A 15,252-nucleotide genomic window follows, 5' to 3' on the forward strand; every position below is an offset into this window, starting at 1 on the left:
GTGCGGATATCGTCGGGAGGGGGAATTTGCCCTGCGAGAATACGTCAAGGCGCGGGCAATATAGTGACAGTCCGCGCCAAATCCAAGCCTTTTTGCGTCATTTGGCGACAATATCGCCTTGCGTATCGCTGCGCCCTGTCTAGCGCCCTATTCATGCCCTGTCCCACGCCCTGTCCCGCGCCCTGCCCCACGCCCTTGTCAGGCGGGTTGGGGCACGCGGAAGATGACGCTGTCGTTGGCGACCTGCTCAAGCTCGAGTCCGTGCGTACGCGCAAGCCAGGCAAAGGTCGCCGGGCTGAACAGGCACACATGCGTCGGATCACGCAGGTAGTGCCAGCGCCTGAGCGCCTCCGGGTCATCCGAGGCGGGCTGCGTCATCACCCCCAGCAGGCCGCCGGGCCTGAGGCAGCGTAACCACTGGCGGAAGACTTCACCCGGTGAGTAGAGATGCTCGATCACCTCGGTGCTGACGATGAAGTCATGCTGGCGGGTGAGCGCTGCCGGGTTCGGATGATAATAGAGGTCGTGCAGCGCCATCGGATGACCCGCCTCCTCGAACATCTGCGCCAGGGCAGGCCCCGGCCCACAGCCGAAATCGAGCCCGCTGGCACCGGCCGCGAGCCGCTCGCACATCGGCGTGAATAGCTTGGCCAGGAAGCTTCGATAGCGCGGGTCTGCTGGGTCATTCTCGTGCTGGTCGTAGATATCCTGCTCTGCCTTGGCATCCAGGCGCTGGGATGGCGCCAGATACAGCAGATGACATTCCGGGCAGCGCAGGTAATCGCGCTCGTCGGCGGGCGGTCGCTGACCGGTGTCGGGGCACGGTCTGCGCCGCTGTACCAGGTGCAGCACATGCTGGCTCTGGGACGCCTCACACAGCGGGCAGACAGTATCCGCAGGCGGATAGGGAACGAGGGAATCAGGGGCTGACATCAGGGCTCCGCGGCAAGGGACACTGGCGATGAGGGTCGACGCCACCACACGACTGGCGGTGACAACTCGGCGCCACGCGCGACACCGCGGCGGCACGGGCAATTCCGCAGCAGGTGAACGTATCGAAGGTGGCGACTGTCTGAGTGCTGAATGATACCCCGCGCCAGTGTCTTGCGCCTGCCACGATGGAGCCTGCAGGCACCGCCCCCCTCTGGCACAATGAGCATCATTCGAGTGCGGCACCGCGACACCTGACGATGTCACGGCGCCTGCCTTCGCGTCAGACAGGCGCGACCTTTCACGCCAGACCACCGGAACTTCACGTGTGACGATGGACAAGACTCTCAAGCGGTTCGAACAGGCCATGGAACAGCGCCTGACTCCTCTCAAGGCCAACTCCGTGGCCTGTCTGTGGCAACGACTATCCGGACTCAGCACCCGCCAGCTCTGGTGGCTGGCGCGCCCGTTGGCGCGTGTGGTGCAGCTGTGCAATCCCCGTGAGCGCCGGGTCACGCGCCAGAATCTGGGCCAGGCCTTCCCGCAGCTCGACAGCCAGGCGCGCGCGCGTCTGGCGAGCGACAGCCTCGCGCATTCCACCGCCACCATGCTGGAACTGGGCAAGGTGTGGCTGGGCGATGAAGACGCCGTGCGCGATTCGATTCTCGAGGTCCACGGCCGCAACCTGCTCGACGAGGCGCGCGCCGAGGGGCGCGGCGTCATCGTGCTGGCGCCACACTTCGGTAACTGGGAAGTGCTCAACTTCTGGCTCTCCAGCCATTTCCCGTTCACCGCCATGTACGAGCCGCCCAAGTTCGAACGCCTCGACCCGATCATCCGCAATGGCCGTGAGCGCATGGGCGCAAGCCTGGTGCCCACCAACTCGCGTGGCGTAGCTGCCTTGCTCAAGGCACTCAAGCGCGCCGAAGCGATCGGCATACTGCCGGATCAGGAGCCGGGCCGTGGCAGCGGCGTCTTCGCCGACTTCTATGGCCGCCCCGCCTATACCGCCACCCTGCTGCCCAAGCTGGTGGCGAGAACCGATGCGCGCGTCGTCACCGGTGTCGCCCAACGCCTGGAAGATGGCCATGGCTTCGCCATCCACTTCCTCGCTGCGGATGAGGGGGTCTATTGCGAAGAGGAGGTCGCCTCGGCACGCGGGGTGAATGCCTCGGTGGAAGCGGCGATCGCCTTGGCACCGGCCCAGTATCAGTGGGAATACAAGCGCTGGCGCAAGAGCCCGCAGGAAATGGAGCAACAACCGGGCTGGCAGGAATCCCGCTTCTATGCGCGCACCTATTCCTTCTTCTCGCTCAAGGGCTGGCGCCGCTATTTCAAGCATCGCCGCAAGGCCAGCAAGCGCGGCTGAGGGCAGCACTGGCGGATCAGGCCATCAGCTCCCAGACTGAATGCGCATGGCTCAATGACAGGAGGCAAGGATGCCGATCCAGACTCACGCCGCTCACCTCACAAGCGCATCCCTGTCCCGGGTGGTGCCGGCACACCTGATGACAGGCTTGGCGACAAGGTTGGCAACAAGAGTGGCGACACGCCTGGTCGTAAGTGCCGTGGCGGCCTGTCTCGCATTGTCTCTGCCAGCCCAGGCAGAGACAGAGGCCCCTTCCTCACTGTCGCTGGTGAGCGCTCAGCAAGTGCCCAGCGATGCCCCAGCGCTCAAGCTGCCTGAGGGCGCCACGCTCGAGCGGCTGGCCTCGCTCGACAGTCCACGCATGCTGCATCTCACTGATGCTGGCGAGCTGCTGATCGGCTCGCGGGCCGAGCGTGTCTATCGCGCTCAGCTGACGCCGGACGGCAACCTCTCTGCCGTGAAGACGCTGGTCGAACTGTCGGGCTACCCTCACTCGCTGGTGGTGCGCGGCGACAAGCTCTATGTCGCGACCACCGCCGCCTTGCTGGTCGCCGACTATTCACCCGGCGAGTCTCTCACCCGCGATGACTTTCGTGAGCTGATCGCCCTGCCCGGCGGCGGTGGCCACAACTCACGCACCTTGAGTCTCGGGCCGGAGGGTGACCTCTATCTGGCGCTGGGCATCCAGGGCAATTGCTCGAATCAATACCTTGCAGGCAGCGAGCAGGGCTACTCCTTCAGTGAACGCCGAGGCGGCGTGCTGCGCCTTGAAGAATCCGGCGATGCGCCGCACTGGCAGCCCTGGGCCAGCGGACTGCGCAACCCGGTAGGCCTCACCTGGCAGCTGGGCATAGAAGGTGAGCCGCGCCTACTGGCCACCAACAACGGCCCCGACCACTGGGGCTATGAGCAACCTCGCGAGCTGGTGGTTGCTGCTCGCGAAGGCAGCTTCCATGGCATGCCCTGGCATCAGTGGGTCGATGGCCGCTGGCAGGCGGATGACTGCATCACGAGCGATTCACCGCGCAAGCGTGACGAGATTGCAGCGCCGCTGGCCGAGATCCCCGCTCGCAGTGCGCCGATGGGAATCGCGGTGGTACCGCCAGAGCATCCATTGGCGGCAGACATGGATGTCGTGGTGGCAGTCCACGGCAGCTGGGGCACGGCGCCCTCCGGCAACGCGGCGGGTGACCCGGCCAGCCGCCGTGAGCCTCGCCTGCTGGGCCTCAAGCTGGCGACGCCAGACACTGAAGCACGCCTGGTGCCAGTGCTGACCGGTCTGCAGGACAGCAGCAGCGGTCAGCGCTGGATTCGCCCGCTCGATGTCCTGTTCGGCCCTGATGGCAGCCTGTACTTCACCTCGGATAGCGGCGCGGCTGGCCTCTATCGCCTCACCTTCGATTGATGGCCTGACCTCCAGCAGAACGGGCTTTTGATAACCGAGGCCCTGGCCCTTATTCACGCGCTCTCTCCAAGCCCTCTGTCCAGGCTCTCTTCTCCAAACCCTCTCTTCAGGCTCTCTTTCCAGGAGCTGCTTGGCAGAGGGCCTATGGACAGGGCCTATGGTTAGGGCCTATGGACAGGGCCTATAAATAGGGCCGATGAATGCAGCGCTTGCCTGCTGCAGACTCAGAAAACCTGCCGTTCATGCCCCGCCTGCGAATTACAGAAATGTAGTCCCGTGCCCTGGCATGCACCCAATGGCCAGCTAGGCATTGTGTGGCCATGGAGCGACTCTGGGTCGACGCCAAGCGTTTAATGAACGATGACGCTTTGAGAGAGCGTCTCTCGCCCGTGCATCCAGCCTACGAACTCCTGCGTATGATCCAACGAATACGCCATCGTCGGAGCCTGCCGCCATGAACCAGCAGCCACCCCCAGCATCACGGACGCCCGCCAACCGGGACTCCCTGTCGAGCACATGCACGCACCTGACGCGCGCTCCCTGGCTGAGCATCGTGATGCCGGTGCATGACGAGGCAGCCGGCATCGTGCAAACCCTGATTGCCCTGAGTCGCCTGCGCGCGGGCGGGGACTGTGAAGTGATCGTGGTGGATGGCGGCTCGACGGATGGCACCCCCTCACTGGCCCGACCGCTGTGTGATGCCGTGCTGAGCAGTGAACCGGGCCGGGCACGCCAGATGAATGCCGGAGCCGCGCGTGCACGCGGAGAATGGCTGCTGTTTCTGCATGCCGATACCGACTTGCCCGACAATGCGCTGGCATTGCTCAAGGAGGCCGTCACGACGCATCGCCGCAGCGACTGGGGCCGCTTCGATGTCAGCATCAAGGGCGAGTCGCCGTGGTTACCGATGATCGCCGCCATGATGAATCTGCGCTCGCGGCTGACCAGCATCAGCACGGGCGACCAGACCCAGTTCGTGCAGCGCTCGACCTTCGAGGCCATCGGCGGCTTTGCCGACATGCCACTGATGGAAGATATCTGGCTGAGTGCCCAGCTCAAGCATCTGACCCCGCCAATGAACCTGACGGCGCGCGTCACGACCAGTGGTCGACGCTGGGAGACCCACGGCGTCTGGCGCACCATCGTCAAGATGTGGGGACTGCGGCTGGCGGCCTGGTGTGGCGTCTCCCCTGCACGACTGGCACGTCTCTACGGCTATCGCGCCGCGGCGCAGGCCTGTGAGCAGCGCGGCATGCCCCATGCGTGATACGGCGTTGCCTACCTTGCCCACCGCTGATGCCGCGTCAGAGGTGCGCCCGACTCTCATCATCTTCGGTCGCCTGCCCATCGCCGGCCACTGCAAGACACGCCTGATCCCCGCACTCGGCCCCGAGGGCGCAGCTCGACTCTATGCGCGGATGCTGAGCCATATCGTTGACCACGCCTGCGCCGCGCGCCTCGGCAAGGTCGTGGTGATGCTGACGCCCGCTGACGAGCCGTCGAGTCAGGCATCTGAACAGGCGGCTCTGCGGGCAGCGCTGGAAGCCCGGCTGCGAAGCATTGTCGACACCTCTGCCGACCTCACCTTCGAGACACAGCCACAGGGGGAGCTCGGTGAGCGAATGTCTCGGGCCATGGCCCGACATCTGCCCGAGGGGCCGGTGTTGCTGATGGGCTCCGACCTGCCGGCGCTGGACAGCCAGCGGCTGCGCGAGGCAGCCCACAGACTGCGCACTCACGACGCGGTGCTGCAGCCCACCGACGATGGCGGCTATGGCTTGATCGGCCTCAAGGCGCCCTGCCCGCAAGCCTTCCTGCTGCCCCGCTGGAGCCATGCCCATGTCTGCCGGGACACTCTGGCGCTGCTGGCACGGGCGGGGAGAACGGCCGCTTGCCTGCCGATCAGCTGGGATGTCGATGAACCGCGTGACCTTGCGCGACTGTCGCGCCACCTGCCGGCGCTCATGGCCGACCTTGCCGCTTGAGGCTTTGCATGAACATGCTCACGGCTTTCTACAAAGCCGCTTGAGGCTCATCACAAGCCCGCTTGAGGCTCTTTATAAGCCCGTCTGAGGCTCTTCACACATTCGGCATGCCTCCCAAAGTCGTATGCATTTTTGCTCACACTGCCCTTCTTCTGCGCCGCAGGGCTGTTACACTCGCTGCATCGTGACTCATATGTCACAGCTTGACGGGGTGCCGGTAAGACCGGCTGAGATGTCATGCGCAGGCAATGTCCTTGCGTGAATGACGATCCCGCCGAACCTGATCCGGCTAGTACCGGCGTAGGGATCAAGCGCGAAGCGATGCCACTCGATATCGTCACCACTTTCTCACGGTGACTGTCGGCACCTCCCCCGCTTTTCCCCTGCTCCTGTTCCGGTACTGGCCACGCTTGCGCCAGAGACCTGTCGCCCCATCACGGGTCGTCAGCACGCTCACCGAGGGATGCGTCATGCCTAGTTTCAACGACCTGACCAGTGCCTGCGCCGAGGAATGGCGTGACTATCTCGAGCACGACTTCGTTCGCCAGCTGGGCGAAGGTCGTCTGCCGGAGGAGTCCTTCCGCCATTACCTGCAGCAGGACTACCTGTTCCTGATCCACTTCGCACGCGCCTGGGCGCTGGCCGCCTACAAGAGCCGCACCCTCGCGGAGCTGCGTCAGGCCACGGCCAGTCTCGACACCATCCTCAATACCGAGCTCGATCTGCATATCGGCTACTGCAGCGAGTGGGGCATCAGCGAGGATGACCTGAGCGAGCTGCCGGAATCCCGCGCCACCCTGGCCTATACCCGTTACGTGCTCGATTGCGGCCAGCGCGGCGACCTGCTTGATCTGCACGTGGCGCTCGCGCCCTGCCTGATCGGCTACGGCGAGATCGCCGAGTGGTTGCTCGATCAGGACACCACCGAGATCGAGAACAACCCGTACGCGGACTGGATCGCGATGTACTCAAGCGATGACTTCAAGGAAGCCGTCGAAGCCGAGCGCGAATGGCTGGATGCGCGCCTCTCGGAAGTCTCGGAGCGCCGACTGGGTGAACTGGTCGATGTCTTCCGGGACGCCACGCGACTCGAGATCGACTTCTGGCAGATGGGCCTCGATCGCGCTTGAGGCATCACAGACTGACGTCCCGACGCTCGCCATGAGCCGCTCGGGATGACGCCATCCTCCATGGATGGCACGACTGACAGGCCAACAGAGCCTGGATGCGAGAAAGCTCCCCGGGGCAAGCCTGACGCTTCGGGCAACACCCTCGCATTGAAATCTGAACACGCTTGACGGGGTGCCGGTGGAACCGGCTGAGATCCTGCATGCATGCTTCGCCGCCCTGACGCGCGAGCTTGCCAGCAAGGGGTCCCGTGGAACCTGAACCGGTTAGGACCGGCGTAGGAATCAAGCTGATGGCCAGCCGCTGCGCGCGGCCGCCTCGCTCCCGGGCCACCTGTTGGCAAGGAGTCGGCGACGACCATCCTCTCCCTGCGCACGGTCTTCCCATGATGACGTCAGCCGTGACGTCGCCCTTTGAGGAGACCTGCATGAGCACTGCCCCGACGACACAAGACCCGCAAGCCACCAACGCCGCCGAGTCACCGCTCGCCTCGCAGCCTGATGCTGCCCCCAAGGCACGCGCGCGTGCCGGTCGCAAGGATGGCAGCCGCCACCTCGCCAGCGAAGCACAGGTCGACGCCGCCGCCATCGCGCCGCTGAGCGGCTCGCGCAAGATCTATATCGAAGGCTCCCGTCCGGACATCCGCGTGCCCATGCGCGAGATCGGCTGCTCGCCGACCCAGACCTCCAGCGGCCTGGAAGAGAACCCGCCGATCGTCGTCTACGATACCTCCGGCCCCTACACCGATCCGGCGGTCGAGATCGACATTCGCCGGGGCCTGGCGCCGCTGCGCGAGCAGTGGATCGAGGAACGCGGTGATACCGAACAGCTCAATCAGCTGAGCAGTGAATATGGCCGCGTGCGCCAGGCCGACCTGCGCCTGTCGTCCCTGCGCTTCGAGCTGGACCACCGCCCGCGTCGTGCCCTGCCGGGCAAGAATGTCACCCAGCTGCACTATGCGCGCCAGGGCATCATCACCCCGGAGATGGAATACATAGCGATTCGCGAGAATCAGCGTCGTATCGCGCTGCGTGAGGAATATCAGGGCAGCGAATCCGTCGAGAGCATTCTGGGCCATCAGCACCCGGGCCACAGCTTCGGCGCCAACCTGCCCGACGAGATCACCGCCGAATTCGTGCGTGAGGAAGTCGCACGCGGCCGCGCCATCATTCCCGCCAACATCAATCACCCGGAAAGCGAACCGATGATCATCGGCCGCAACTTCCTGGTGAAGGTCAACGGTAACCTGGGTAACTCGGCAGTCACCTCCTCCATCGAGGAAGAGGTCGACAAGATGACCTGGGCGATCCGCTGGGGTTCCGACACCGTGATGGACCTCTCGACCGGCGCCAACATCCACGAGACCCGTGAATGGATTCTGCGCAATTCTCCCGTGCCGATCGGCACGGTGCCGATCTATCAGGCGCTGGAGAAGGTCGATGGCGTGGCCGAGAACCTCGATTGGGAGATCTTCCGCGACACGCTGATCGAGCAGGCCGAGCAAGGCGTCGACTACTTCACCATCCACGCCGGCGTCCTGCTGCGCTATGTGCCGCTGACCGCCAGCCGCGTGACCGGCATCGTCTCGCGCGGCGGCTCGATCATGGCCAAGTGGTGTCTGGCGCATCACGAGGAAAGCTTCCTCTATCGCCACTTCGAGGACATCTGCGAGATCTGCAAGGCCTACGACATCAGCCTGTCGCTGGGCGACGGCCTGCGCCCGGGCTCGGTGGCCGATGCCAATGACGCCGCCCAGTTCGGTGAGCTCGAGACGCTCGGTGAGCTGACCAAGATCGCCTGGCAGCACGATGTCCAGGTCATGATCGAAGGCCCGGGTCACGTGCCGATGCACCTGATCAAGGAGAACATGGACAAGCAGCTCAGCGAGTGTGACGAGGCGCCCTTCTACACCCTCGGCCCGCTGACCACCGACATCGCCCCGGGCTACGACCACATCACCTCCGGCATCGGTGCCGCGATGATCGGCTGGTTCGGCTGCGCCATGCTCTGCTACGTGACCCCCAAGGAGCACCTGGGCCTGCCCAACAAGGACGACGTCAAGACCGGCATCATCACCTACAAGATCGCCGCGCATGCCGCCGATCTGGCCAAGGGCCACCCGGGCGCGCAACGCCGTGACAATGCGCTCTCCAAGGCACGTTTCGAGTTCCGCTGGGAAGACCAGTTCAATCTGGGCCTGGACCCGGACACCGCGCGCAGCTTCCACGACGAGACGCTGCCCAAGGACTCGGCCAAGGTCGCCCACTTCTGCTCCATGTGCGGGCCGAAGTTCTGCTCGATGAAGATCACGCAGGAAGTGCGTGATTACGCCAATGAGCATGGTCTGACCGGCGATGCCGACAGCGTGATGGCCGGCATGCAGGAGCAGGCCGACAAGTTCAAGCGTGAAGGCAGCCAGCTCTATCAGGAGGTCTAGGCGAGCGCCTGATACACAGGAAAGCTGACTTTCCGAGCGACACAAAAAACGCCCCGACCAGTGATGGTCGGGGCGTTTTCGTCACATCCTGCCAGGGGCTCATGACATCTCATGAGCGTGACAGAAGGCTCACGTGCGGCTGGTGACTTCCAGCAGGTGATAACCGAACTGGGTCTTCACCGGGCCCTGAACCGTGTTGATCGGGGCGCTGAACACGACTTCGTCGAATTCCTTGACCATCATGCCCGGGCCGAAGGCGCCCAGATCGCCGCCACTGCGGCCGGACGGGCAGGAGGAGTGCTCGCGAGCGGCATCAGCGAAATCGCGGCCGTTCTCGATTTCGGTCTTGAGAGCTGCACACTGTTCTTCGCTGGAAACGAGAATATGACGCGCTGTGGCCTGTGCCATGTCTATCACCTGTCACTGATCGAATAAATGCCGCCGGCAATCACCGGCGGCGTGGCAGGACATTGTGGCCCAAGGCAGCGCTCGCCGCTAGCGTCGCGCGCCTCCCCACCTGCTCAGCAATGCCCCAGACACGCGAACGCCCACCCGGAAGACCGGATGGGCGTTGGGGACGCTCGCCTGAGAGCGTCGGCAGCAGTCGCTTACTTGGCGACTTTCTGCATGGCCTCGGAGGCGGACTTGGCGTTGCTTTCTGCCAGTTCCTGACCTTTCTTGGCGTATTCCTGGTTCAGCTCGACCACTTTCTGGGTGTCGTTCTGCAGCTTCTCGCCCAGAGTCTTGACGGTTTCCTGCTGCTCCTTGACGAAGTTCTTCAGACCTTCGCTGTCCTTGATCTCGAGCATGGAACGCGCCTGGGTCAGGGAAGCATCAGCATAGGACTTGGTCAGTTCCATCTGTGCGCCGATCAGCTTCTCGCTGTAATCGATGCTCAGGGCGCTGAACGCACGCAGCGGAGACAGGAACATATCGTCGAACTGCTGAGCGGACTTCTCGAAGTTGGCATTGAACATGTAGGCACCCTCCAGGGTATTGGCATCACGCTGAAATGAACCGGAGCGTTGCTCCGTTCGGTTATCAGGACTGAACCGGGCTGGTGCACCGTAGTGACCGAGCCATCATTATCAAGCCGTCACTATCAAGCCGTCGCGGTCAGATAGTGCTATCGACCAGGTTCCATCCTCGCTGCAACGCAGCATAAGACAGTCTTTGTTGCACTGCAACATCAAAAACATCGCAACGACTGATCTGTACGCCCTGGTTGATGCAGTTGCTTGATTGCACTGGAGAAAAACAATCAGAAGCCGAAAAGAAAATTGACGCCTTGGGGCCCCGTCATGCCACACACCACGCCCCTGGAACGCCAGGCTGGGCCAAAGTGCTGGAACAGAAGCCCGAAGCTGAAAGACTGAACTTGAGGAGAGCGCCGTGTTGCTGCGTCACTGGCATGAGGCGTCGCGACAGCGTTTGCAGAGCAGACGCCCGCCCAGCGCGCGTGCCTGATCTGCCTGGCGACAGAAGTCGACACTCTGGGTGGAAAGCCATCGCCGACAGCCCTGACAGCGCGGCAAGCCTTCCTCATCCTGCGACTGGGCGGAAGACGCGCCCTGCTGATTGTCGGCCACAGCCCCCGGCTGCTCGCCTGCCGCCTGCGGGCTCGTGGGGTCTTCTCGGCTATCCTGATCCGGGGCCTGGTGCCCGGGTTGCCAATGCGCGGCCTGCAGCCCTCGGCCCCCAAAACCGCACTGCCGTTTCAGGACAACCGTAGATGTCACGCCACGCTGGACCGCCAGCGTCGTGTCATCCGATGCCCCTTCCATGTCATCAGACTCTGCCGCCATGGCAGCGCTTTCGCCTGAGGCCCGCACCAGTTCTTCAGGCGATAGCGGCGGTTGCCATAGATAGGCCAGCGGGGATACCAGAGTGGCAGCGTCACCCTCCGTCGCGCGCGTGCCAGCGGCCAGGCCCAGCTCCGCCACCCAATCCGTATTGGGGGCCACATGCTGGGTCGCGATGGCGCGCCCCAGCTGGCGCAGACGGCGTTGATCGAGGCGGTGGGTAAAACTGCGCAACCGTGTCACGTAAGCGGTCTTGCCGCTCACCTGCAGGCACTGTCGCTTGAGGCGCGCGAAGGACAGCAGCGCACGACTGTCGACGATGTCTTCCGGCGGCCGACTGACCTGAGCCGCATCGGCCACCACGATGCGATAGCGCAATTGCGGCTGCAGGGTCATCCCAAGGCGAACAGGCAACAACGAGGAGGCCTCCAGCCATTGCACGATGGCGCGGCTACGCTCAGGGATCGTCTGCAAGGGACACGGCGTCACGGCATGCGCCATGACGCCATCTTCGCCTGAGGGTGTCTCGCCACCCTCAGAGACTCGTCCGCTATGGGCCAACAGCTCACCGAAGGGGGTGATCGAGAGCGTCAGATCAAAACAGGAGGCGTCCAGCACCCAGACCTGCATGAGGCTATTGATCAGCAGGTGATCGATCTCGATCACGCCCTCTGGCTGCGCTAGGCGCACATCATGCAGCACCACCCAATCATCCCGCGTCCCCAACAAGGCATCCAGCTGGCTTGCCAGCACACGGCGACGCGCCTGACGGGCACGTATCGCACGCAGGGCCTCCAGCACCTTGTGGCGCTCGGGCGCGGCAAGCGCAGCATCCTGCGCCAGCACCTCGAGCACCAGCAGGTCGTATTCCCGTGAATCGCAGTCCTTGATCAGCATGGGCGCCTCTGGATTAGAGCATTCATATATAACTCAGTGTAGTGCTCTATTCGCAATCTTTCTTGCCTCTGACTCTGCGGGAGAATCCGCCAGCGGATAGCGGATGACAGTGAAGAAGGCTGAGGGTCATCACTCCTGCGCTGTCTGAGGCGCGGGCTCCCGGTAGGGCAGCATTACCGTCACCTGCTGACGCGCCTTGCTGAGCCAACGTGCCTCCTCCTCGACCGCCTCTGCCACCGCCTCCTGAAGCCCGGGATGCATCAGCCAATGCAGCGACCCGGTGGCATATGCCGCGAAACCGCGGCTGATCTTGTGCTCTCCCTGGGTGCCGGGGTCGAAGCGCTTGAGCCCTCGCTGCAGGCAGAATTCGAGCCCCTGGTAATAGCAGACCTCGAAGTGCAGACAGTCGGCATGCACTTCGCTGCCCCACCAACGACCATACAGGCAATCACTGCCGATCAGACACAAGGCTGCCGCCACCGGCGCGCCCTGCTCATCACGCGCCTGCACCAGCAGCAACCGCTCAGGCATGCTGCGCCTGAGCTGCTGGAAGAAATCGAGCGGCAGATAAGGGCGCTGGCCGCGCTCGAGATAGGTCATGCAGTAGCAGCGGTAGAAGGCCTCGATGTCATCAGGGCCAATCTGCGCTCCCTCGAGCCTGGCCAGCGTGAAGCCTTGCTCGGCGACCTTGCGCCGCTCGCGACGGATCTCCTTGCGCCGTTTGGAGCGCAGACTCTCAAGCCAGGTGGCAAAGTCAGGCTCGCCGCGTGACTGCCAGTGATATTGCATCCCGGGTCGCGAAATCAGCTCCGGAATCGCCGCCTGCCAGTCTTGCCGCTCCTGTGCCGAGGCAAACAGCAGATGAAACCCGCTGTGCTCATAACGACGCAGCGCACTACCCGGCTCAGCCGCGGGTGCGATGCCGGCCTTGAGATGCGGCCACAACCACTCAAGCAAGGCACGCCGGGCTGCGGGCGACGCCAACTGCGACGAGGTGACAAGGCGTGGGCCATCGCTGGGAGTGAACGGCACGGCAGTCAACTGCTTGGGATAATAGCGCCCACCGGCCTGCTCCAGGGCCTCCGCCCACTGCTGATCGAACACATATTCGCCACGCGAGTGCAGCTTGAGATAGCGCAGCAGCCCCGCCAGCAAGCGGCCGTCGGCGTCTCGCACTACCAGATGGGCAGGATGCCAACCACTGGCGGCGCTGGCCGCACCGCAGCTTTCCAGCGCGCTCAGATAGGCATGCTGCAGAAAGGGATAGTCATCGCCTGCCAGCGCATTCCATTCACTGGCGGTGAGGGCGTCGAGGGAATCCAGCACCTCCAGGCGCCAGCCCTGCTTCTCTACGGCATCTGCGGCGCTCACAGCCTGCTGCAGGCCTGTCGCGGCCCCTGTCGCGTGTGCCGCCGACCCTGTCGCCGCCTCATCCTCTGCCTGCCATTGCCCTGTCACCGTACTCTCCTCATAGTCTTGCCATGCCCACCGCTGGTGCAGACATGCCGCACATCCCAGGACATGCTAGTGTGTCGCCATGATGCAGGACAACGAGACCCACATGACAGAGACTCCCACGCCGCCCGACGACACGTCCACGAGCGGCTCACAGACCCAGGGGCGCGCTCAAGAGTCCTCGCAAGGGCCCTCTCAAGGACCCTATGCGCCGACCCCGCCCGCGCAGGACACCCATGCCAGCACGAATCTCATGGCAGTGGCCGCCTTTGCCCTGAGCGTGCTCGGCTGCCTGCTCGCGCCTGCGGCACTCGGCGGCGTCGTGTGTGGCCACATTGCGCGCAGCCAGATCCGCCGCAGTGGCGAAGCCGGTGACAGCTGGGCCCTGGCCGGACTGATTCTCGGCTACCTGCTGATCGCCCTGTCGCTGGCCGGCCTGCTGATGTTCGGCGGCATGATGCTGACCATGTTCGGCATCATGGCCTTCAGCACCTGACCAGCGCCTGGGCACTCCGGCTTGAACGTGCAGCGCGCCTGCACGGATAATGCGTCGACATTGCTTCCCCGTGCCAGCAGGGCATGCCTGCCTCTCGCAGCGCCTGCCCTGCCAGCGATTCCGGTTCCCCCGAGCCGCCTTGATACTGAGCGAGCCTCGATGTTGTACTCGATTCTCGATAATGATTTCTACAAGTTCACCATGCAGAACGCCGTGGTGAAACTGTTTCCGTATGCGCGCGCTCGCTACGCCTTCATCAACCGTGGCGAACATTCGTTCCCGCCGGGGTTCGGCGAGGCCTTGCGCATCGCGGTAGACAACATGGCCGAACTGGCATTGAGCGTGGAAGAGAAATCCTTCCTCGAGCTTCACTGCCCCTTCCTGGACCCGACCTACCGCGACTTCCTGGCGGGTTTCCGCTTCGATCCCTCCGAAATCACCATCACCCAGACCGGTGATGAGCTGGAGGTGCATATCGAAGGCTACTGGTATCGCACCATCCTGTGGGAAGTCCCGCTGATGGCGATGATCAGCGAGCTCTGGTATCAGCTGGGCGGAGATCAACGCGACAGCGATCAGGCCCTGCGCGACAGCACCCTGGCCAAGATCGAGCACTACAAGCGACTCGGCATCCGCGTGGCGGAATTCGGCACTCGTCGTCGTCACTCCTACGATGTGCACGACAAGGTGGTCGCGGGCCTCAAGGACCACGGCCGCGGCTGCTTCATCGGCACCAGCAACGTGCACATGGCGCAGCGCCACGGCATCAAGCCGATCGGCACGCACGCCCATGAGTGGTTCATGTTTCATGCCGCGCGCTTCGGCTTCAAGATGGCCAACATTCTGGCGCTGGAGAACTGGGTCAAGGTCTATCGCGGTGACCTGGGGATCGCCCTGTCTGACACCTTCACCAGCCAGGCCTTCTTCAAGAGCTTCGACAAGAAGTTCGCCAAGCTGTTTGACGGCGTGCGCCACGACAGTGGTGACCCCATCGACTTCGCCGAGACCACCATCCGTCACTATGAGTCGCTGGGGATCGACCCCAAGACCAAGACCATCGTGTTCTCCGATGGTCTGGACACCGACAAGGTCGATCGCATCGTGCGCTACTGCGCCGGGCGTATCGGCATGTCGTTCGGCATCGGCACCAACTTCACCAATGATGTCGGCCCGCAGCCGATGAACATGGTGATCAAGATGACCGAAGCCCGTCCCGAGGGTCAGGAATGGGTGCCGGTGATCAAGCTGTCGGACGTCTCGAGCAAACACACCGGCGACCCCGACATGATTCGTCTGGCGCACCAGGTGCTGTCACTCAAGGAGCTGGATTGAAGCGCACGCTCAGCGA

13 protein-coding genes and 2 riboswitches are annotated in these 15,252 nt (G+C 63.7%); of the genes, 8 read left to right on the plus strand and 5 right to left on the minus strand.

The features are described 5' to 3' along the window. Nucleotides 1-198: 198 nt before the first annotated feature. On the minus strand, nt 199-933 hold the full coding sequence (locus AOG28_RS05305) for a class I SAM-dependent methyltransferase (RefSeq protein ID WP_082388310.1): 735 nt from the start codon (nt 931-933) through the stop codon (nt 199-201). A gap of 331 nt (nt 934-1,264) precedes the next feature. On the opposite strand from AOG28_RS05305, the gene AOG28_RS05310 reads away from it, so the two are divergent. The 6 genes from AOG28_RS05310 to thiC all read left to right on the plus strand — a co-directional run bounded on the left by AOG28_RS05310 (nt 1,265) and on the right by thiC (nt 9,254). Then, nucleotides 1,265-2,299: a lysophospholipid acyltransferase family protein gene (locus AOG28_RS05310; protein ID WP_235506950.1), complete on the plus strand. Its 1,035-nt coding sequence runs from the start codon at nt 1,265-1,267 to the stop codon at nt 2,297-2,299. Between the two features lie 283 nt (nt 2,300-2,582). After that, the gene (locus tag AOG28_RS05315) at nt 2,583-3,704 is read left to right on the plus strand and encodes a PQQ-dependent sugar dehydrogenase (protein ID WP_152965336.1); all 1,122 of its coding nucleotides are present in this window, start codon (nt 2,583-2,585) and stop codon (nt 3,702-3,704) included. A 454-nt stretch (nt 3,705-4,158) separates the two neighbouring features. Further along, nucleotides 4,159-4,971, plus strand: coding sequence for a TIGR04283 family arsenosugar biosynthesis glycosyltransferase (locus AOG28_RS05320; RefSeq protein ID WP_200906738.1), 813 nt, complete (start codon nt 4,159-4,161; stop codon nt 4,969-4,971). Continuing rightward, nucleotides 4,964-5,689 (plus strand): TIGR04282 family arsenosugar biosynthesis glycosyltransferase, encoded by a 726-nt coding sequence (locus tag AOG28_RS05325; protein ID WP_054555565.1) that lies wholly within the window; start codon nt 4,964-4,966, stop codon nt 5,687-5,689. The genes AOG28_RS05320 and AOG28_RS05325 overlap by 8 nt, the downstream gene beginning before the upstream one ends. Before the next feature lie 197 nt (nt 5,690-5,886). Further along, a riboswitch (TPP riboswitch) is annotated at nt 5,887-6,013 on the plus strand. A 146-nt stretch (nt 6,014-6,159) separates the two neighbouring features. Then, nucleotides 6,160-6,819: a thiaminase II gene (tenA, locus tag AOG28_RS05330; RefSeq protein WP_043331406.1), complete on the plus strand. Its 660-nt coding sequence runs from the start codon at nt 6,160-6,162 to the stop codon at nt 6,817-6,819. A gap of 158 nt (nt 6,820-6,977) precedes the next feature. After that, nucleotides 6,978-7,118, plus strand: a riboswitch (TPP riboswitch). Nucleotides 7,119-7,244: 126 nt separating this feature from the next. Beyond that, nucleotides 7,245-9,254: a phosphomethylpyrimidine synthase ThiC gene (gene thiC, locus AOG28_RS05335; RefSeq protein WP_082388312.1), complete on the plus strand. Its 2,010-nt coding sequence runs from the start codon at nt 7,245-7,247 to the stop codon at nt 9,252-9,254. Nucleotides 9,255-9,383: 129 nt separating this feature from the next. Here thiC and AOG28_RS05340 read toward each other — a convergent pair whose 3' ends face one another. From AOG28_RS05340 to AOG28_RS05355, 4 genes are all read right to left on the minus strand, one after another. Continuing rightward, a complete protein-coding gene (locus AOG28_RS05340) occupies nt 9,384-9,662 on the minus strand; it encodes a peptidylprolyl isomerase (RefSeq protein ID WP_043331408.1) in 279 nt (92 codons plus the stop codon). A gap of 200 nt (nt 9,663-9,862) precedes the next feature. Continuing rightward, nucleotides 9,863-10,231: a phasin family protein gene (locus AOG28_RS05345; RefSeq protein WP_043331409.1), complete on the minus strand. Its 369-nt coding sequence runs from the start codon at nt 10,229-10,231 to the stop codon at nt 9,863-9,865. A gap of 426 nt (nt 10,232-10,657) precedes the next feature. After that, the gene (locus AOG28_RS05350) at nt 10,658-11,953 is read right to left on the minus strand and encodes a nuclease-related domain-containing protein (protein ID WP_054555566.1); all 1,296 of its coding nucleotides are present in this window, start codon (nt 11,951-11,953) and stop codon (nt 10,658-10,660) included. A 129-nt stretch (nt 11,954-12,082) separates the two neighbouring features. Further along, nucleotides 12,083-13,411, minus strand: coding sequence for a GNAT family N-acetyltransferase (locus AOG28_RS05355; protein WP_235506951.1), 1,329 nt, complete (start codon nt 13,409-13,411; stop codon nt 12,083-12,085). Between the two features lie 103 nt (nt 13,412-13,514). Between AOG28_RS05355 and AOG28_RS18630 the strand changes: the two genes are divergently transcribed. Continuing rightward, the gene (locus AOG28_RS18630) at nt 13,515-13,904 is read left to right on the plus strand and encodes a DUF4190 domain-containing protein (protein ID WP_235506952.1); all 390 of its coding nucleotides are present in this window, start codon (nt 13,515-13,517) and stop codon (nt 13,902-13,904) included. A 159-nt stretch (nt 13,905-14,063) separates the two neighbouring features. Then, nucleotides 14,064-15,236: a nicotinate phosphoribosyltransferase gene (gene pncB / locus AOG28_RS05365; RefSeq protein WP_043331412.1), complete on the plus strand. Its 1,173-nt coding sequence runs from the start codon at nt 14,064-14,066 to the stop codon at nt 15,234-15,236. Nucleotides 15,237-15,252 lie beyond the last annotated feature (16 nt).

It is taken from the genome of Cobetia sp. UCD-24C (assembly GCF_001306765.1).
Classification (GTDB): domain Bacteria; phylum Pseudomonadota; class Gammaproteobacteria; order Pseudomonadales; family Halomonadaceae; genus Cobetia; species Cobetia amphilecti.

Coding starts and splice junctions, on each gene's coding strand:
- thiC (WP_082388312.1), top strand. CDS start 7,245: ATGAGCACTGCCCCGACGACACAAGACCCGCAAGCCACCAACGCCGCC.
- AOG28_RS18630 (WP_235506952.1), top strand. CDS start 13,515: ATGACAGAGACTCCCACGCCGCCCGACGACACGTCCACGAGCGGCTCA.
- AOG28_RS05320 (WP_200906738.1), top strand. CDS start 4,159: ATGAACCAGCAGCCACCCCCAGCATCACGGACGCCCGCCAACCGGGAC.
- AOG28_RS05350 (WP_054555566.1), bottom strand. CDS start 11,953: ATGCTGATCAAGGACTGCGATTCACGGGAATACGACCTGCTGGTGCTC.
- AOG28_RS05345 (WP_043331409.1), bottom strand. CDS start 10,231: ATGTTCAATGCCAACTTCGAGAAGTCCGCTCAGCAGTTCGACGATATG.
- tenA (WP_043331406.1), top strand. CDS start 6,160: ATGCCTAGTTTCAACGACCTGACCAGTGCCTGCGCCGAGGAATGGCGT.
- AOG28_RS05310 (WP_235506950.1), top strand. CDS start 1,265: ATGGACAAGACTCTCAAGCGGTTCGAACAGGCCATGGAACAGCGCCTG.
- AOG28_RS05340 (WP_043331408.1), bottom strand. CDS start 9,662: ATGGCACAGGCCACAGCGCGTCATATTCTCGTTTCCAGCGAAGAACAG.
- AOG28_RS05305 (WP_082388310.1), bottom strand. CDS start 933: ATGTCAGCCCCTGATTCCCTCGTTCCCTATCCGCCTGCGGATACTGTC.
- pncB (WP_043331412.1), top strand. CDS start 14,064: ATGTTGTACTCGATTCTCGATAATGATTTCTACAAGTTCACCATGCAG.
- AOG28_RS05325 (WP_054555565.1), top strand. CDS start 4,964: ATGCGTGATACGGCGTTGCCTACCTTGCCCACCGCTGATGCCGCGTCA.